Raw genomic sequence first — 17,233 nt, 5'->3', positions numbered from 1 at the left:
CTGCCAGCAACCCCGGCCTCCGGGGTTGTCGTGCGTCGCGGGGCCAGGTGGTGCGTCACGCTGCGGGGGTGTCGGGCGCTCCGACACCGACCGCCGGGATCGGAGGGGCGTCCAGACCCTTTCTCAATCCCGCCCGCGCAGCACCTGCGCGGGGCGGGCGGCCAGCGGGCGCCAGGCGAAGGCCAGCCCGGCCAGCAGCGTGACCAGGATGCCCCCCAGCACGATCGTCAGCGCCGATCCCAGGTCCAGCCGGAACGGCACCTGCATGACGAAGCGGCTGACGGCCCATCCGGCCAGCCCCCCGGCGACCAGCGCGACCAGCCCCGCCGCCGCCCCCAGGATCCCCGAGCGCAGGGCAAAGCTGCCCAGGATCCGCCGCCGCGTGGCGCCCAGGGTCTTGAGGACTGCGGCCTCGTAGACGCGCGCGGGCTCTCCGGCCGCCGCGGCGCCGATCAGCACGACGAAGCCCGTCACCAGCGTGGCCGCCGCCGCCCAAGAGGTCGCCGCCGCGATCCCCGACAGGGCGGCGGCGGCGCGGTCGATCGCCTCGCGCACGGGGATGGCGGTGACATTGGGAAAGCGCATGCCCAGGTCGCGCAGGATCCGTGCCTCGGCCTCGGGGCCTGCATGCACCGTGGCGATATGGGTATGCGGCGCGCCCTGCAGGGCGGCGGGATCCAGCGCCATCACGAAGCCGATCCCGGCATCCGAGAAATCGACCTCGCGCAGGCTGGCGATGGTGGCGGTCAGGTCGCGGCCCAGGATGTTGACGGTGATCGTGTCGCCAAGGCTCAGGCCGATCTCGGTCGCGATCTCGTCGGAAAAGCTGGCCAGGGGCGGGCCCGTGTAATCCTCGGGCCACCATTCCCCTTGGGTGATCTGCGTGCCGGGCGGCGGGGTGGCGGCATAGGTCACGCCCCGGTCGCCGCGCAGCACCCAGTGATCGCCCGCCACCTCGCGGGCGGGGCGGTCGTTGATCCGGGTGATGACGCCGCGCAGCATGGGGGCGGTCTGCACGTCCGAGACCAGCGGATCCTCGGTCAGGCGGGTGCGCACGTCCTCCAGCTGGTCGGGCTGGATGTCGAGGAAGAAGTAGGTGGGCGCGCGGTCGGGCAGCTCGGTCGCGATGGCGCGGCGCAGGTTCGAATCGACCTGCCCCACGGCGGCCAGCACGGTCAGGCCCAGCCCCAGGGACAGGATGACCGACAGCGCCTCGTCGCGCGGCCCGCCGATGGCCGACAGCGCCAGCCGCAGCGCGGGTCGGCCCTGCAGGCTCCGCGCCCGGCCAGCCCGGCGCGCGGCACGGCGCACCAACGCCGCCGCCCCTGCCAGCACGACGAAGGCCGCAGCCACGCCACCCGCCACGCCCAAGGTCAGCCCCCAGAGGCCCGAGAAGATCGCCGCCGCCCCGACCAGCAGGACCAGCGCGGCCCCGATCAGCGCCAGGAACAGCGGCTGCGGCCAGCCCTGCCCGTCGCCGCCCCCGTCGCGGAACAGCGTCGCCGCGCGGATCTGCCGCGCCCGGGCCAAGGGCCACAGCGTGAAGACGAAGGCGGTCAGGATGCCGTAGAGCGCCGCCTCGGCCAGGGGCCCCGGATAGGGCGCGAAGACCGCGGGCACCGGCAGCCGCGCCGCCAGGAAGGGGGCCAGGGCCCAAGGGATCAGCGCGCCCAGGATCAGCCCCGCCGCGACGCCGACCAGCACCACCGCGCCGACCTGCAGGAAATAGACCTGGAAGATCACCCGCCCCGAGGCGCCGAGCGTCTTCAGGACCGCGATCACCTGCGTCTTGCGCGCCAGATGCGCGCGCACGGCGGCCGAGACGCCGACGCCGCCGACGGCCAGCCCGGTCAGGCCCACCAGCACCAGGAAGGCGCCGATCCGGTCCACGAAGGTGTCGATGCCCGGCGCGCCCCGGCGGCTGTCGCGCCAGCGCGCGCCGCTGTCGGCAAAATCCGTGCGCCAGTCGTCCCGCAGCGCGTCAAGGTCGGTGCCGGGCGGAAGGGTCAGGCGATAGCGGCTGTCGAACAGCGTGCCCGCGCCCAGCAGCTGGCTGTCCTCCAGCGCGGCGCGCGGGACCAGCGTGCGCGGGCCGAAGCCGAAGCTGGCCGCGCCCGCGTCGGGCTCGCTGACCAGCCGGGCGGTCAGCACGAAATCCTGCACGCCAAGCCGGAACACCTCGCCCACCGCAAGCCCCAGCCTATCGGCCAGAAGCGGCGCCATGACGCCGCCGGGCAGGCCCCCGGGCGTGGGGCCAAGCGCCTCCGCGATGCCTTGCGGCGGGTCCAGGACCAGCGCGCCCTCCAGCGGATAGGCGTCGTCGACGCCCTTGACCTGGGTCAGCGCGCGCTCGGCCCCGTCGCCCTGCCCGACCACGGCCATCGACCGGAAATCGACGATCTCGGAGACGGTCGTGGCGCGGCCCTCCAGCCAGGCGCGCTCGGCGGGATCGGCGAAGCGATAGGTCAGGCTGACCTCGGCATCGCCGCCCAGAAGGGCGGCGCCCTGCTGGGTCAGCCCCGCCTGGATCGCCGCCCGGACCGAGCCCACGGCGGTGATCGCCGCCACCCCAAGCGCCAGACAGGTCAGCAGCACCCAGAAGCCGCGCAAGCCCCCGCGCAGATCGCGCCGGGCCAGCCGGGCCGCCAGACGCAGGCTCATGTCGCGGCCCCGGAGGCGGGCCCGGAAGCAGGCTCTGCGGCGATGCGGCCGTCATCCAGGCGGATCACCCGGTCGCAGCGTTCGGCCAGCGCCGGGTCGTGGGTGACCAGGATCAGCGTCGCGCCGTGATCGCGGTGCAGCCCGAACAGCAGGTCCATGATCGCCTGCCCATTCGCGCCGTCCAGATTGCCGGTGGGCTCGTCCGCCAGCAGGATCGCGGGCCGCGGCGCTGCGGCGCGGGCCAGCGCCACGCGCTGCTGCTCGCCCCCCGACAGCTGGCCGGGATAGTGATCCAGCCGCCCCCCCAGGCCCACCCGCTCCAACTCGGCCGCCGCGCGATCGAAGGCATCGGCCCGTCCGGCCAGTTCCAGCGGCGTCGCCACGTTCTCCAGCGCGGTCATCGTCGGGATCAGGTGGAAGGATTGGAACACCACCCCCATATTGCCAAGACGAAAGCGCGCCAGCGCGTCCTCGTCCAGCGCGGTCAGATCCTGACCAAGCGCATGGACCTGGCCGCCGCTGGCGCGTTCCAGACCGCCCATCAGCATGAGGAGCGACGATTTGCCCGACCCCGACGGACCCACCAGCCCCACCGTCTCGCCCCGCCCGACCTCCAGCGAGATGCCGCGCAGGATGTTCACCGGCCCCGCATTGCCCTGCAGCGTCAGTTGCGCGTCGCGCAGGCGGATCACGGGGTCGGCCATCTGGTCAGTCCTCACAGTCCGCGCACGGATTTCGGGGCCACGATACGGGCGCCGCGCGCGGCTTGGCAACCGCCCGACCGGGGCCCTTGCCGCAATGGTGATGGGGCTGCTGGCCCTGGGGGCAGTCCCTGCTGACGCGCAGGCGCTGCGGCTGGCCGCGATGGGCGACAGTCTGACGCAGGGCTACGGCCTGCCGCAGGAGGAGGGCTTCGTGCCGGTGCTGGAGGACTGGCTGCAGGGGCGCGGCCACGAGGTGCAGATCACCAATGCGGGCGTGTCGGGCGACACCACCGCCGGGGGGGCCGCGCGCATCGACTGGACCCTGGCCGAGGATCCCGACGCGATGATCGTGGCGCTTGGCGGCAACGACCTGCTGCGCGGGATCGACCCGGCCTCCAGCCGCGCCAATCTGGACGCGATCCTGCAGAGCGCCGGGGCGGCGGGCGTGCCCGTGCTGCTGGCGGGCCTGCCCGCGCCGGGCAATTACGGCCCCGACTTCAAGCGCGACTTCGAGGCGATGTATGTCGATCTGGCCGCCCAGCACGACGCGATCCTGGTCCCCGACTTCCTGGGCCCGATCGGAGAGAAGGCGACCCAGGGGCTGTCCCTGTCCGACCTGATGCAGGAGGATCGCATCCACCCCAACGCGGAAGGCGTGCGCCAGATCGTCGAGGCCATCGGCCCGCAGGTCGAGGATCTTCTGGCCCGCGCCTCGGGCCCCGCCGACCAGCCCTAGGGTCCGCGCGGCCCCGCCCCGTGCGGAGCGCTTCGGAACGATTTCCCGAAATCGTCCGGAACATCCGCCCGGCGGGGCCGTTCTTGGCCGCAGAACGCATTCAGGAAAGCGAGACCATGGCCGTAAACCCCTCCTTCGACGGCGCGCCTCTCGCCAGACCCTTCCCCGGAGCGGTGGTGCTGACGCATTTCGCCGCCGCCTTCCTGGCGCTGACCGTGGTCACCGACACCGCCTATCTGCGCACCACTGTGCTGATGTGGCAGGACTTCTCGTCCTGGCTGCTGTTCTTCGGCCTGATCGCGGGCGGCATCGCTGCGCTGTTCTGGATCATCGGCGCGCTGACCAAGCGCGCCCGGCCGGGCTGGGGCGTCCTTGGCCTCTATGTGCTGACGCTCGTTTTGGGCTTCGTGAACAGCCTGATGCATGCGGGCGACGGCTGGACGGCGATCATGCCCTGGGGGATCGCCCTGTCCGCCGTGACCTGTCTCGTGATGCTGGGCGCCGCCCTGCTCAACCGCCGCGCGGCCCGCCGCCCCCTCATCCGCGCCTGAGAAGGACGACCCCCATGATGACCCCCCTTGTTCTGTCGCACCGCGCGATCCTGCTGACCGGCGGCGCCGTCCTGATGCTGGCCCTGCCCCATGCGGGCATGGCGCAGGATGCGCCCGCCGATGCCTTCGACGTCGCCAGCCAGATCGGCCCCGACCCGGTCCTGCCCGAGCCGCAATTCGTCAACCTGCTGCCAAGCGTGAACGTGGCCGAGGTCGTGGGCTGGGCCGAGGGCCAGACCCCCACCGTGGCCGAGGGGCTGGCGATCACCGCCTATGCCACCGACCTGGTCAACCCGCGCACCGTCCACACCCTGCCCAACGGCGACGTGCTGGTCGTGCAGTCCCGCGCCCCCGAGGGGAAGCCGAAATACCGGCCCAAGGACTACATCCGCGGCTGGATCATGGCCTTCGCCTCGGGCGGCGGCAGCGGGCCGCAGGCGGACAGCAACCTGATCACACTGCTGCGCGACACCGACCGCGACGGCGTGGTGGACGAACGCCACGACCTGCTGACCGGGTTGCATTCGCCCTTCGGCCTGGCCTGGATCGACGACACGCTCTATGTCGCCGCCGCCGATGCGGTCGAGGCCTATCCCTATGTTCTGGGCGACACGGCGATCACCGCCCAGCCCACCACCCTGGCGCCCCTGCCTGGCGGGCCGCTGAACCACCACTGGACAAAGGACCTGGCGCTCAGCCCGGACGGCACAATGCTCTATGCCTCGGTCGGCTCGAACTCGAACGCCGCCGAGAACGGGATGGAGGCCGAGAAGGGCCGCGCCGCGATCTGGCAGATCGACCGGGAGACGGGGGCCTCGCGCATCTATGCCTCGGGCCTGCGCAACCCGAACGGGCTGACCTTCAACCCGACCTCGGGCGAGCTGTGGGCGGTCATCAACGAGCGTGACGAGCTGGGCCCCGATCTGGTCCCGGACTACATGACCTCGGTGCAGGACGGCGCCTTCTACGGCTGGCCCTACAGCTATTACGGCGATCACGTGGACGAGCGGGTGCGCCCCGCCCGCCCCGATCTGGTCGAGACGGCCCTGTCGCCCGACTATGCGCTGTCCAGCCATGTCGCGGCCCTGGGGCTGGTCTTCACGGACGGCTCGGCCATGCCCGAGGGCTTCGGCGCGGGCGCCTTCGTGGGCCAGCGCGGCAGCTGGAACCGTGATGTCTTCAATGGCTACAAGGTGTCCTACGTCCCATTCACCGATGGCGAACCCGACGGGATGATGCAGGACGTGGTCACCGACTTCCTGGTCGATGGCGAGGTGCGCGGACGCCCGGTCGGCGTGGGCCTTGACGGGACCGGCGCGCTGCTGGTCGCGGACGATGCAGGCAACACGGTCTGGCGGGTCGCCGCCGCCGATGGATCCGTGTCGGACGGCCCCATCGACAGCGACCGCTTCGAGGCGGCGGCCACCGCCGCCGTGGAGCCGGCGCCTGCTGCCGTCGACCCGGCCCCTGCCGCGGCAGAGCCCGCTCCTGCCGAGCCCGCGCCGCTGCCGCGCGACAGCCTGCCCGCATCCCCGACGCAGGCCGACCCGGCCCCGGCCCCGGCGAACTGATCCGGGTCCCCTGATCCGCCCGGCCCACCGCGACGGGGCCGGGCTTTTTGCTGCCCGCGAGGCATCCGAGGATTAGCAGGGCATCCGACGAAAAAAGGCGCATCCCGAAGGATGCGCCTGAACTGGTCAAACAGTCCCGGGCCACGCGGCCCGGGCCACAGCCCGCAACTTACATCGCGGGCATCACGGTCAGGTCGCGGATCTCTCCCTCGACCCCGGTGATCTCGCCGGCGGCGGTGGCCGCGCCGGTCTCCAGATCGACCGAGTGAATGATGTTGTTCGTGATCAGCCAGGCCATGTTCACGCCTTGGTCGTCCGTCTGCACGTCGAAGGCCATCGCCTCGCCCGCATCCTCGACGTTCAGCATGCCGATGGTCGCCAGCGTGCCGTCATTGGGGGCGGTCTGCTGCAGCAGCGCGCCCAGGCCCGCGTCGATGTTGTACATCGCGGTCGCCTCGGGGGTGCCGTAGCTGTTGATGTAGGCGGCGGCGGCGATCATCGGGGCGGCTTCGGAATTCTCGTCCTCGGGCGTCCAGTTCAGGCTGCCGTCGACGGTGACCTCGCCGGTGTCCACGTTCACGCGATGGTTCGTGGTGCCGGTCATGAAGCGCAGGCGGTCGGCCATCGGGTTGAAGTCCACGATCACCGGCATGTCGCCGACCTCGAGGGGGGTGTCCATCGTGGACAGGTCGGTGGCGGCGCCCGTGGCGGGGTCGATCGTCACGATGCGCATGTCGTCGGTGACGCCGACCAGCGTGTTGTTCGACGGGCGCAGGTCGATGCCCAGCAGGCGGTCGACGCCCTCGACCTCCATCGTGCCGGTGACCTCCAGCGTCTCGGTGTCGAACATGACCAGCGTGCGGTCGTCGGTCAGGCCGACACCGGTGGCGGCAGCGGCCGTGGCGACCGAAAGGGCGAGTGCAGAGGCGGAGACGGCGGTGATGCGAAACATGGGGTGTTCCTTTCCGTTCGGGTTCCTGTGGCGGGCGGCGGTTTCGCCGTCCCTTGACCCGATGACGCGGCATCCGCACAACCGGATGCAGAAAAAATCAAAAAATCTTCGCTTCGGCCCGGGACGGGGTTTCCCCCATGGCGGCTTCGGGTCAGGATGGCCGCGACACGCCGGGGGGACATCGTGAACGATCAGCCAAGACGCCATCTGGAACAGGCGCTGGACGCCTGCGCCGAAGGTCGCCCCGAGGGGATCGACGTCATCCTGCAGCACGAGGGGCCGCAGCTTCTGGGCGTGGCCTATCGCATCCTGGGCCGTCACGACCTGGCCGAGGAGGCGCTGCAGGATGCGATGGTGCAGGTCTGGCGCAAGGCGCCCCAGCAGGACCGGGCGGGCGGATCGGCGCGCGGCTGGATCTATGCCGTGCTGCGCAACCGCTGCCTGACCATCCTGCGCGACGACAAGCGGCTGGCCAGCCTGTCCCCCGAGGACCTGACCCGCATGCAGGAGGCCCGCCAGGACCTGCAGCCCGATGACGACTGGAAGCTGCTGGCCGGGACCGGGCGGCTTGGCGAATGCCTGGACACGCTGGACGATCCAAGCCGCCGCGCGATCCTTCTGGCCCATGTCGCGGGCTACAGCCATGGCGAGATCTCGGCCCGGCAGGGCGTGCCGCTCGGCACAGCGAAATCTTGGATCCGGCGCGGGCTGGCCTCGCTGAGGGAGTGCCTGTCATGAACCCGCTTCAGGACGACCTGACCGGCCATGCCGACGACCATGCCCTGGGCCTGCTGACCCCGGCCGAGGCGCAGCTGTTCGAGGCGCTGATGGTCCGCGACCCGGCACTGGCCGCCCAGGTGGCCCGCCTGCGCGACCAGCTGCTGCCTTTGGACCAGTCCGCGACCCCGCTGCCCCTGCCCCAGGGCTTCGCGGACCGGCTGCGTTTGCAGCTTGCCGAGACCCCGCAGGACGCCGCGCAGGATCTGGCGCCCGCCGCGGTCCCGCCCGGGCTGTCGGGCGATCCGACGATGCGCCCGGCGCAGCCCGCCAACCTGCCCTCCGCCCCGCGCCGCTGGCTGGCGGGGCTGGCGGCGGCGCTGGTCCTGGGCGTCGCGCTTGGCCTTGGCGGCGCCGGGTTGCAGCCCGCGCCCGCGCCGCAGGTGGTCGCCGTGCTCTTGGACGATCAGGGCCTGCCCCGCGCGGTGATCGAGGATTACGGCGACGAGACCGCGCAGATCCGCTTCGTCTCGGATGTCGAGGTGCCGCAGGGCTTCTCGATCCAGGCCTGGACGCTGCCCTCGGCCGAGATGGGGCCACGCTCGCTTGGCGTGCTGGAGGGGCCAAGTGCCGCGCGCCTGGCCGGTCCCGACCTGCCCCGCCCCACGGACGCGCAGCTCTACGAGATCACGCTGGAGCCCGAGGGCGGATCGCCCACCGGGCGCCCGACGGGTCCGATCATCGCCAAAGGACTAGCAGCCGCGCAGGGCACCTGACGGGCGGCGCTGCGGGCGGCACACGCGCGCGTGATGGCGCGGCAGGGAACGCGCGGGGGGCGGGCCGGTTGTGGCTGTGAACAACCCCAAAGGCCATCCGGATGATCCGCGCACCTCTCCGTTCCGTTCACGCAGGCGGTCTCGCCCGGCATCCATCCTTGGCCTGCGTGGCGGTGGCCCATGCGTGATCTGCCCGAGGCCGCCCGCCCCGACCTGATCTGCGATGTGGCCGTCATCGGCGCCGGCACCGCCGGCATCGCCGCCGAACGGTCGGCCCGCGAACATGGCGCCCGCACCCTGCTGATCGACCCCGAGTTTCGCGGCACGCTCTGCGCCAATACTGGCTGCATGCCCTCCAAGCTGCTGATCGTCGCGGCGCGCGCGGCCCATGATGCACGCCGCGCGCCGGTCTTCGGCGTGCAGTCCGGATCGGTGCAGATCGACGGTCCCGCCGTGATGGCGCGACTGCGCGAGGAACGCGACCGCTTCGTCGAGTTCACGCGCGAAAGCTTCGACGACCTGCCCCCCGACACGGCCATCACCGGGCGCGCCCGCTTCACCGGGCCTGCGACCCTGATGCTGGAGGACGGACGCCGGGTCGAGGCCAAGGCCGTGGTCATCGCGACCGGCTCGGCCGCGGTCGTGCCGGCGCCCTTCCGCGATCTGGGCCCGCGCATCCTGACCAACGAGACGCTGTTCGAGCTGCCTGATCTGCCCGACAGCCTGGCGGTGATCGGCGGCGGTCCCATCGGTCTGGAACTGGCGCAGGCCATGGGGCGCCTCGGCGTCGCGGTGACGCTGTTCGACCACGAGACGCGGCTTGGCAAGGCGCGCGAGGATGACATCCACGACGCGCTGTCCCGCGCCGTCGGCCGCGACCTGACCCTGTGCCTGGGCGTCGACACTGAGGCCCGCGCCGATCCGCAGGGCATCCGCCTCGACTGGAGCGGCGACAGCGAAGGCCATGCGGTCTTCAGCCACGTTCTGGTCGCGACGGGCCGGGCGCCCCTGCTGGACGATCTGGATCTGGCGGCGTCGGGACTGGATCTGGACGAACACGGCACGCCGGTCTTCGACCGCGACACGATGCGCTGCGGCGGCAGTGCCATCTTCATCGCGGGCGACGCCGATGCCGATGTGCCGCTGCTGCACGAGGCCTCGACCGAGGGCGAGATCGCCGGGCGCAACGCCGCCTGCCATCCGCGCGTGCGGCCCGGGCATCGCAGCACGCCCTTCACCCTGACCTTCACCGATCCGCCGCTGGCGCAGGTGGGCGACGCGCCCGGCGACGACACGATCATCGCGCGCAGCGACTATTCCGATCAGGGCCGCGCCCGGGCCGAGGCGCGGGCCGAGGGGCTGGTCGTCCTTTACGCCGACCCACAGGGCCGCCTGACCGGGGCCGAGCTGTGCTGCCCCGGGGCCGAGCATCTGTCGCATCTTCTGGTCTGGGCGGTGCAGTCCGGCACCACCGCGGCCGACATGCTGCTGCTGCCCTTCTACCACCCGACGCTGGAAGAGGGGCTCAAGGGCGCGTTGAACCAGATCTGCCGTCAGGTCAGGCTGCCCGAGGCCGACCGCCAGGCCTCGGCGGGTGGTGCCCGCAATGCGTGAGGCCCGCCCATGACCGAGGCGATCCGCGATCTGGGCGCAGACTTCTGGACGATCCGCGGCGATCTGCGCATCGGCGGCGTGCTGAACGTGGGCACGCAGGCGGCGCTGGTACGCCTGTCCTCGGGCGGCTTCGCGATATTGGACAGCTATCCCCTGCGCGGCGCGGTGCGGCAGGCGGTCATGGAGCTGACAGGCCAGGGGCGCGAGGTGCGGGCCGTCCTGAACCTGCATCCGTTCCACACCCTGCATTGCGCGGCCATCGCCCGCGACTTCCCCGGTGCCGCGCTGTTTGGCTCGCATCGTCACCGGCTGCGCCATCCAGATCTGGACTGGCGGTCCGAACCCGTGGAAAGCCCCGAAGTGGCGCAGATGTTTGCGCCGGATCTGGAATTCCTGCTGCCGCGCGGCATCGACTATGTCAGCCGCAATTCCAAGGTCCATGCGGGATCGCTGCTGGCGTGGCATCCCGCCAGCCGGACCCTGCATGTCGACGACACGATCAACCTGATGCCGGTGCCGGGCCTGCTGCGCCGCTTGTTCCCCGAACCGCGCGTCTTCCTGCACCCCACGCTGCCGCAGGCGCTGCTGCCGCGCGTGGGCGCGGTGCGCGATTTCCGCGACTGGCTGCACGGGCTGGCCGCGAAGACCCGCGATCTGCGCTGGCTCTGCGCCGCGCATTCGGGCCTGCGGGAGTTCGCGCCGGGGCAGTTCAGCGACGAGCTGCTGGCCGCCTTCCGCCGGGTCGAGGACAAGCTGGCCCGCGCCGAGGCGCGCAGCGACTGAGGAGGGCCTGCGGGCGAGGGGCTTGCCCTGCGCGCCGCCTTCCCGCACAGATGGACCCGGGACCGGGGGGACTGCATGACGATAGACTGGATCGCCGCCGATTGGGGCACGACGAACCTGCGGCTCTGGGCCATGTCCGGGCGCAGCATCGTCGAGGCCCGGACCTTCGATCGCGGCATGGGCGGGTTGGCGCCGCAGGACTTCGCCCCCGTGCTGGCCGAGGCGACGGCGGGCTGGCCCGCCGTTCCGGTGATCGCCTGCGGCATGGTCGGATCGCGCCAGGGCTGGGTCGAGGCGCCCTACATCCCCGTGCCCTGCCCCGCCGTGCCGCAGCTGATCCCGGTGCCCGGCGATCCCGGCGGGCGGCCCGTGCGGATCGCGGCGGGCCTGCGGCAGGACAGCCCTGCCGATGTGATGCGCGGCGAAGAGACGCAGATCGCGGGGCTTCTGGCGCTGACACCCGATTTCGACGGCATCGCCTGCCTGCCCGGCACCCATACGAAATGGGTCCGCATCTCGGCCCGCGAGATCTGCAACTTCAAGACCTTCATGACCGGAGAGCTGTTCGCCCTGATCGCCGGGCATTCGGTGCTGCGCCATTCCCTGGGCGAGGGTGAGGGCGAGGGTGATCCGCAGGCCTTCTTGGCCGCCGTCTCGGATGCGATGGCGCGGCCCGAGCGCGGCTATGGCGGGCTGTTCCAGCTGCGTGCGGAATCGCTGCTGTCGGGGCTGGACCCGGCCGTGGCGCGGGCGCGGTTGTCGGGCACGCTGATCGGGTGGGAACTGGCCGCCGCCCGGCCGTGGTGGCTGGGCTGCGAGGTGACCGTGATCGGCGCCCCCGCCCTGTCTCAGCTTTACGCCGATGCGCTGGCCGCCCAAGGCGTGCCCGTGTCGCGCATGTCCGACCGGGATGCGACGCTTGCGGGGCTGACCGCCGCGCACCGGTCCGTCCTCGATCCCGCCTGACCTCCGACCGCAAGGATCCGTCCCATGTCCCGACCCCTCATCGCCATCCTGCGCGGCCTGACCCCGGCCGAGGCTCCGGCCATCGCGCAGGCCCTGATCGTCGCCGGCATCACCCGGCTGGAGGTGCCGCTGAACTCTCCGGATCCGCTGGACAGCATCGCGGCGATGGTGCGCGAGTTCGGGGACCGGGCGCGGATCGGCGCCGGCACGGTGCTGCATCCCGATCAGGTCGCGGCGGTGTCGCAGGCGGGCGGGCGCATGGTCCTGTCGCCCAATTGCGACCCGGCCGTGATCCGCGCAACCGTGGCCGCCGGGATGGACAGCTATCCCGGCGTGATGACCCCGACCGAGGCCTTCGCCGCGCTGGCCGCCGGGGCCACCGCGTTGAAGCTGTTCCCCGGAGAGTTGATCGGCCCCGCGGGCCTGCGCGCGATGCAGGCGGTGCTGCCGCCGGACACCGCGCTCTGGGCGGTGGGCGGCGTCTCGGCCGCGACGATGGGGGACTGGCATCAGGCGGGGGCGGCGGGGCTGGGGATCGGCTCGGCGCTCTATCGGCCCGGCGACGATGCGGATACGGTGTCGGAACGCGCGCGCGCTCTGGTGGTCGCATGGGACGAGGTGGCAGCATGATCTTTGACGACACAGCCTGCGATCTGGGCGAAGGCGTCCTGTGGCATTCCGACCGCCGCGCGGTGATCTGGTTCGATATCCTGAGCAAGCGGATGTATCTCAAGCCGCTCGACGGCGCCCGGCAGCATTGGGATTTCGACGACCATGTCTCGGCCGCCGGGATCGTGGACCGCGACCACCTGCTGGTCGCCTCCAGCCGGGCGCTGTCGCTGGTCGGTCTGGCCGACGGCTCGCGCCAGCTGCTGGTGCCGCTGGAGGCCGACAACCCGCTGACCCGCTCGAATGACGGGCGGGCCGATCCGCAGGGCGGCTTCTGGATCGGCACGATGGGGATGGAGGGTCAGGCGGGCGCGGGCTCGATCTGGCGCTACTACAAGGGCGAGTTGCGGCGCCTGTTCGAGGACATCACCATCAGCAATGCGATCTGCTTCGCGCCCGGCGGCGATCTGGCGCATTTCGCCGATACGGATCTGGGGGTGATCTGGCGCGTGGCGCTGGACGCGCAGGGTTGGCCCAAGGGCGATCCGCAGGTCTTCATCGACCTCGGCGCCGAGGGTCTCAATCCCGATGGCGCGGTCATCGATGCCGAGGGCGGGCTGTGGGTGGCGCAATGGGGCGCGGGCCGGGTGGCGCGCCATGACCGGCAGGGACGCTTCGACCGGGCCATCGACCTGCCGGCGGTGCAGACGACGTGCCCCGGCTTCGGGGGCGCCGATCTGACGACGCTGTTCGTCACCTCGGCCAAGGTCGGCCTGGACGCCCCGACGCCCGAGGACGGCTGCACCTTCGCCGTCGCATCGGGTGCCAAGGGCCAGGCGGAGCATCGGGTGATCCTGGGCTGAACAAGGCGGCCGAACGAAGACGGCGCGCGACCCCGGGCAGGGTCGCGCGCCGTTTCCGTTCGGCTTGGTTCTGAACCTACTTGGCAGCAGGCTTGCGGCGCGGCTTGCGGGCGGGCTTGGCGCCAAGCGCATTGTCCCCTGTCGAAGCCAGCCCCGACGCATCCTCGGCCGAGGCATCGGGTGCCGCATCCGCCGTCATCGCGTCAGATCCCGAGGCATCGGGCATCGCCTCGTGCATGGTCCCGGTCTCCGCCGCCGTGTCCGACAGGGCGCCGCCCTCGTCGGTCGCGAACAGTTCCGCCTCGGCGCGGGCCCAATGCTCGGCCTCGCGGCCCTCGGGGCAGCCTTCGCTCTCCCAGATCTCGTGCGCGCGGCTGCGGATCGCCTCGTTCCGGTCGGGTGTGCGGTCGTCCATCATCTTGTCCTCCATTTTTTCTTGAACTCTGTCCGGCGCGTCAATGCGCGCCGGAGGACGGGACCACGCGCGTCAGCGCGGCCACGCTTTGCCAACCCAGGGGCAACGTCCCCGAGATGATCTCGCTGCAGGCGACGTCGTCACGTGCGGTGTCGATGCGCAGGCACCACTCGCCCTCGGGCAGGGCGAACTCGGTGTCGTCGCCCGCATTCATCACGATCAGGACCTCACCGCCCGAGACGGGCTCTAGCAGCAGGCCCAGGGCGCGCTGCTCGCCGTCGGACCAGTCGCCCTCCTGCATCGCCTCGCCGCGCGGATGCAGCCAGCGGCTGATCGGATGGCCCTCGATCGCATCCTCGGCGGTGCTGGCGAAGCGGGTCGAGGCCAGCCCCGTCTCGGTCCGGAAGGCGGCCAGTGCCACCACCGCGTCGCGCACATCGGCGCGGGCGGCGTCCCAGTCCAGCCAGCTGATCGCATTGTCCTGGCAGTAGGCGTTGTTGTTGCCGTCCTGGCTGTTGCCCAGCTCGTCGCCGGCCAGGATCATCGGCACGCCCTGCGACAGGAAGACCGTCGCCAGCATGCCGCGCACGCGGCGCAGGCGGGCCGTGTCGATGGCAGCGTCCTCGGTCGGACCCTCGGCGCCCATGTTGTCGGACAGGTTGTGCCCGTGGCCGTCGCGGTTGTCCTCGCCATTGGCGTCGTTGTGCTTGTCGTTGTAGCTGACCGTGTCCCACAGCGTGAAGCCGTCATGCGCCGCCACGAAGTTGACCGAGCTGGTCGCGGGGCGGTGGCTGTGGTTGAACTGCACGGGCGATCCCGACAGACGCTCGCTGATTGCGCCCAGCATGCCCGGGTCGCGGCGCCAGAAGGCGCGGGTGTCGTCGCGGAACTGGTCGTTCCACTCGCGGAAGGGCCAGCGATAGCCGCCGACCTGATAGCCGCCGTCGCCCACGTCCCAAGGCTCGGCGATCAGCTTGATGCCCGACAGGACCGGGTCCTGGCGGATCGCGTTGAAGAAGCTGCCGTCGCGCTCGAAGCCTTCGGTCTCGCGCCCCAGAGTCGAGGCCAGGTCGAAGCGGAAGCCGTCCACATGCATGGACTGCACCCAATAGCGCAGGCTGTCCATGACCATGCGCAGCACCATCGGATGCGCGACGTTCAGGGTGTTGCCCGTGCCGGTGGTGTCGAAGCTGTGGCGCTTGTCGTCCGACAGCAGGTAGTAGCTGGCATTGTCGATGCCGCGGAAGGACAGGGTCTGGCCCAGTTCCGAGCCCTCGCAGGTGTGGTTGAAGACCACGTCCAGGATGACCTCGATCCCCGCCTTGTGGAAGCGGCGGATGGCCTCCTTCACTTCGCGGATCTGGCCCGTCTTCAGATAGGGCGCATGCGGCGCGAAGAAGGACAGGGTCGAATAGCCCCAGTAGTTCGACAGGTCCTTCTCGACCAGATAGCGGTCGTTGGCATAGGCGTGGATCGGCAGCAGTTCGACCGTGGTCACGCCGATCTTCTGCAGGTGGCTGATGATCGGCTCGCTCACGAGGCCGCGGAAGGTGCCGCGCAACTCCTCGGGGACGTCGGGATGCGCCTGCGTCATGCCCTTCACATGGGCCTCGTAGATCACCGTGTCGGTCCAGGGCGTGCGCAGCGCGCGCTCGGTGTCCCAGTCAAAGCGGCTGTCCACGACCACGCCCTTGGGCATGAAGGGCGCGCTGTCACGGGTGTCGAAGGACAGGTCGTCCTCGCCGATGGTATAGCCGTGCAGCGCGTCGTCCCAGATGATCTCGCCGCGCAACTCGCGGGCATAGGGGTCCAGCAGCAGCTTGTTGGGGTTGAAGCGGTGGCCGTTCTCGGGCTCGTAGGGGCCGTGGACGCGATAGCCGTAGACCTGGCCCGGCAGGATGTCGGGCAGGTATCCGAACCAGACGCCGCCCTCCATGTCGGGCAGGGTCAGGCGGTGCAGTTCTTCCTGCCCCGTCTCGTCGAACAGGCACAGCTCGACCTTGGTGGCGTGGTCGGAAAACAGTGCGAAATTCGTCCCCTCGCCCACGTATTCGGCCCCGAGAATATCGGATCGGGCCTGGCTGGCATCAAAGGAAGGGGGGGTCTGATCACGCATGAAGTCCTCGACGTTTGAAAGGGGCGGGCGATGTGACCGAGCGCCGGATATGGGCATGTGCCGCACGGCGGTCCAGCATCGCTTGGGTTATCAGAACTGTACCCGCATCGGTGCGGGTGAACCAGCGGGCATCCTCGTCCGGGTCGTCGCCGGTGACAAGTCCGGCGGGGACCTGCGTTCCGGGCGCGACCAGGCTGTTGGTCAGGCGGGCGCCCTGCGGCACGACGGCCCCGGGCATGGCGATGCTGCCCTGCCCCAGATACCAGTCCGTGACGGGGCAGGCGAAGGGCAGGCGCGCGGGCGGGGTCTCGATGAAGTCCAGCTGCGCGCGGCGCAGCGCGTCCAGCGTGCCGACGTCGCGCCAGTAGGCCTTGCCCGAGGGCCCGGCGGGCAGCTGCCAGACGGCGGCCTGCCCCTGGGTCACGGCATCGGGAATGACGTCATGGCCGAAATCCATCGCCGGGGCGGGACGGTCGAACAGCGCCGCCCGTAGCCAGCGGCGATCGAAGACGTAGATGCCCATCGACACCAACGTCCGATCTGGATCGCCGATCATGCCCGCGGGATCGGCCGGTTTTTCGCGAAAGGACAGGATGCGCCCCGTCGCATCGGCCTGCATGACGCCGAACTCGGTCGCCTCGGCGCGCGGCACGGTGTCGACCGCGACCGTCACCGCCGCGCCCGAGGCGCGGTGCGCGGCCGGAAGCGCGCCGTAATCCATGTCATAGACATGGTCGGCGGCCAGGATCAGCACCTGATCGCCGCCCATCGCCTCGATCGGCGCCCAGCAGCGGCGGGCGGCATCGGCGGTGCCCTGGTACAGGTCGCGTCCGTCGCGGGTCTGCAATCCGCGCGGCTCGAACCGGTGGCCCCACCGGGTGGGAAGGTGGTGATGCAGGCTGCGCGGCGCGTATTGCGTGGCGACCAGCATCCGCCGCAGCCCCGAGCGCACCGCGTTCGCCATGGCGAAGTCGATGATCCGGTTCGACCCGGCGAAGGGCACGGCGGGCTTGCTGTCGCGCGCGGTCAGATCGTGCAGCCGCGTGCCCTTGCCCCCCGCCAGAAGCAGCGTCGCCATGTCCGGCGCGGGGGTCGCGCGGGGCGTCATCGGCGCGCGCAGGGGCATGGCGGGCGTGCCCGGCGGATGGGGAGGAAGAACGGACACGGGCGGCTCCTCTGGCTTCGGGGGTGGTGCCGCG

The 17,233-nt window shown here is 71.3% G+C and carries 16 protein-coding genes; 10 read left to right on the top strand and 6 right to left on the bottom strand.

All coding sequences use genetic code 11. The features are described from left to right. Window positions 1-123 precede the first annotated feature (123 nt). Window positions 124-2,661 carry an ABC transporter permease gene (locus tag E4191_RS21790; RefSeq protein ID WP_139616419.1) on the bottom strand — a complete coding sequence of 846 codons (2,538 nt, stop codon included), beginning with the start codon at window positions 2,659-2,661 and terminating at the stop codon, window positions 124-126. Then, a complete protein-coding gene (locus E4191_RS21785; RefSeq protein ID WP_139616418.1) occupies window positions 2,658-3,365 on the bottom strand; it encodes an ABC transporter ATP-binding protein in 708 nt (235 codons plus the stop codon). The genes E4191_RS21790 and E4191_RS21785 overlap by 4 nt, the downstream gene beginning before the upstream one ends. A gap of 100 nt (window positions 3,366-3,465) precedes the next feature. Here E4191_RS21785 and E4191_RS21780 point away from each other — a divergent pair, with 100 nt between their 5' ends. From E4191_RS21780 to E4191_RS21770, 3 genes are all read left to right on the top strand, one after another. Next, window positions 3,466-4,101 (top strand): arylesterase, encoded by a 636-nt coding sequence (locus tag E4191_RS21780; RefSeq protein ID WP_139616464.1) that lies wholly within the window; start codon window positions 3,466-3,468, stop codon window positions 4,099-4,101. Window positions 4,102-4,217: 116 nt separating this feature from the next. Next, window positions 4,218-4,652, top strand: coding sequence for a DUF2231 domain-containing protein (locus E4191_RS21775; protein WP_139616417.1), 435 nt, complete (start codon window positions 4,218-4,220; stop codon window positions 4,650-4,652). 74 nt (window positions 4,653-4,726) lie between these two features. Further along, window positions 4,727-6,223: a PQQ-dependent sugar dehydrogenase gene (locus tag E4191_RS21770; RefSeq protein WP_456320287.1), complete on the top strand. Its 1,497-nt coding sequence runs from the start codon at window positions 4,727-4,729 to the stop codon at window positions 6,221-6,223. 169 nt (window positions 6,224-6,392) lie between these two features. Here E4191_RS21770 and E4191_RS21765 read toward each other — a convergent pair whose 3' ends face one another. After that, a complete protein-coding gene (locus E4191_RS21765; RefSeq protein WP_139616416.1) occupies window positions 6,393-7,175 on the bottom strand; it encodes a DUF4394 domain-containing protein in 783 nt (260 codons plus the stop codon). Between the two features lie 183 nt (window positions 7,176-7,358). Between E4191_RS21765 and E4191_RS21760 the strand changes: the two genes are divergently transcribed. The 7 genes from E4191_RS21760 (at window position 7,359) to E4191_RS21730 (ending at window position 13,503) form a co-directional block, all read left to right on the top strand. After that, a complete protein-coding gene (locus E4191_RS21760) occupies window positions 7,359-7,913 on the top strand; it encodes a sigma-70 family RNA polymerase sigma factor (RefSeq protein WP_228461900.1) in 555 nt (184 codons plus the stop codon). Beyond that, complete coding sequence (locus E4191_RS21755) at window positions 7,910-8,668, top strand: anti-sigma factor (protein WP_139616415.1); 759 nt, start codon at window positions 7,910-7,912, stop codon at window positions 8,666-8,668. The genes E4191_RS21760 and E4191_RS21755 overlap by 4 nt, the downstream gene beginning before the upstream one ends. 180 nt (window positions 8,669-8,848) lie before the next feature. Further along, the gene (locus tag E4191_RS21750) at window positions 8,849-10,282 is read left to right on the top strand and encodes a dihydrolipoyl dehydrogenase (protein ID WP_139616414.1); all 1,434 of its coding nucleotides are present in this window, start codon (window positions 8,849-8,851) and stop codon (window positions 10,280-10,282) included. 9 nt (window positions 10,283-10,291) lie between these two features. After that, window positions 10,292-11,065 (top strand): hypothetical protein, encoded by a 774-nt coding sequence (locus E4191_RS21745; protein ID WP_139616413.1) that lies wholly within the window; start codon window positions 10,292-10,294, stop codon window positions 11,063-11,065. A 75-nt stretch (window positions 11,066-11,140) separates the two neighbouring features. After that, on the top strand, window positions 11,141-12,031 hold the full coding sequence (locus E4191_RS21740) for a 2-dehydro-3-deoxygalactonokinase (protein WP_139616412.1): 891 nt from the start codon (window positions 11,141-11,143) through the stop codon (window positions 12,029-12,031). A 24-nt stretch (window positions 12,032-12,055) separates the two neighbouring features. Beyond that, window positions 12,056-12,661 carry a 2-dehydro-3-deoxy-6-phosphogalactonate aldolase gene (locus E4191_RS21735; RefSeq protein WP_139616411.1) on the top strand — a complete coding sequence of 202 codons (606 nt, stop codon included), beginning with the start codon at window positions 12,056-12,058 and terminating at the stop codon, window positions 12,659-12,661. Continuing rightward, window positions 12,658-13,503 carry an SMP-30/gluconolactonase/LRE family protein gene (locus tag E4191_RS21730; RefSeq protein ID WP_139616410.1) on the top strand — a complete coding sequence of 282 codons (846 nt, stop codon included), beginning with the start codon at window positions 12,658-12,660 and terminating at the stop codon, window positions 13,501-13,503. The genes E4191_RS21735 and E4191_RS21730 overlap by 4 nt, the downstream gene beginning before the upstream one ends. 76 nt (window positions 13,504-13,579) lie before the next feature. Here the strand turns inward: E4191_RS21730 and E4191_RS21725 are convergent, their stop codons facing one another. Genes E4191_RS21725 through E4191_RS21715 form a run of 3 tightly spaced genes read right to left on the bottom strand, consistent with a single transcriptional unit; the run spans window position 13,580 to window position 17,199 of the window. Beyond that, complete coding sequence (locus E4191_RS21725) at window positions 13,580-13,921, bottom strand: DUF2934 domain-containing protein (protein WP_228461899.1); 342 nt, start codon at window positions 13,919-13,921, stop codon at window positions 13,580-13,582. 37 nt (window positions 13,922-13,958) lie between these two features. After that, entirely contained in the window at window positions 13,959-16,034 is a 2,076-nt protein-coding gene (gene glgX, locus E4191_RS21720) for a glycogen debranching protein GlgX (protein ID WP_139616408.1), read from the bottom strand. Beyond that, a complete protein-coding gene (locus E4191_RS21715; protein ID WP_228461898.1) occupies window positions 16,027-17,199 on the bottom strand; it encodes a sugar phosphate nucleotidyltransferase in 1,173 nt (390 codons plus the stop codon). The genes glgX and E4191_RS21715 overlap by 8 nt, the downstream gene beginning before the upstream one ends. Between the last annotated feature and the right edge of the window lie 34 nt (window positions 17,200-17,233).

The sequence above is a fragment of the Paracoccus liaowanqingii genome (assembly GCF_004683865.2).
Taxonomy (GTDB): Bacteria; Pseudomonadota; Alphaproteobacteria; order Rhodobacterales; family Rhodobacteraceae; genus Paracoccus; species Paracoccus liaowanqingii.
This window is presented reverse-complemented; position numbering and strand designations above follow the sequence as displayed.

Bases quoted from the DNA above. Each gene is read 5' to 3' on its own strand.
- E4191_RS21755 (WP_139616415.1), top strand. From the start codon at position 7,910: ATGAACCCGCTTCAGGACGACCTGACCGGCCATGCCGACGACCATGCC.
- E4191_RS21775 (WP_139616417.1), top strand. From the start codon at position 4,218: ATGGCCGTAAACCCCTCCTTCGACGGCGCGCCTCTCGCCAGACCCTTC.
- E4191_RS21735 (WP_139616411.1), top strand. From the start codon at position 12,056: ATGTCCCGACCCCTCATCGCCATCCTGCGCGGCCTGACCCCGGCCGAG.
- E4191_RS21785 (WP_139616418.1), bottom strand. From the start codon at position 3,365: ATGGCCGACCCCGTGATCCGCCTGCGCGACGCGCAACTGACGCTGCAG.
- E4191_RS21730 (WP_139616410.1), top strand. From the start codon at position 12,658: ATGATCTTTGACGACACAGCCTGCGATCTGGGCGAAGGCGTCCTGTGG.
- E4191_RS21780 (WP_139616464.1), top strand. From the start codon at position 3,466: ATGGGGCTGCTGGCCCTGGGGGCAGTCCCTGCTGACGCGCAGGCGCTG.
- glgX (WP_139616408.1), bottom strand. From the start codon at position 16,034: ATGCGTGATCAGACCCCCCCTTCCTTTGATGCCAGCCAGGCCCGATCC.
- E4191_RS21725 (WP_228461899.1), bottom strand. From the start codon at position 13,921: ATGATGGACGACCGCACACCCGACCGGAACGAGGCGATCCGCAGCCGC.
- E4191_RS21790 (WP_139616419.1), bottom strand. From the start codon at position 2,661: ATGAGCCTGCGTCTGGCGGCCCGGCTGGCCCGGCGCGATCTGCGCGGG.
- E4191_RS21750 (WP_139616414.1), top strand. From the start codon at position 8,849: ATGCGTGATCTGCCCGAGGCCGCCCGCCCCGACCTGATCTGCGATGTG.
- E4191_RS21765 (WP_139616416.1), bottom strand. From the start codon at position 7,175: ATGTTTCGCATCACCGCCGTCTCCGCCTCTGCACTCGCCCTTTCGGTC.
- E4191_RS21770 (WP_456320287.1), top strand. From the start codon at position 4,727: ATGCTGGCCCTGCCCCATGCGGGCATGGCGCAGGATGCGCCCGCCGAT.
- E4191_RS21740 (WP_139616412.1), top strand. From the start codon at position 11,141: ATGACGATAGACTGGATCGCCGCCGATTGGGGCACGACGAACCTGCGG.
- E4191_RS21745 (WP_139616413.1), top strand. From the start codon at position 10,292: ATGACCGAGGCGATCCGCGATCTGGGCGCAGACTTCTGGACGATCCGC.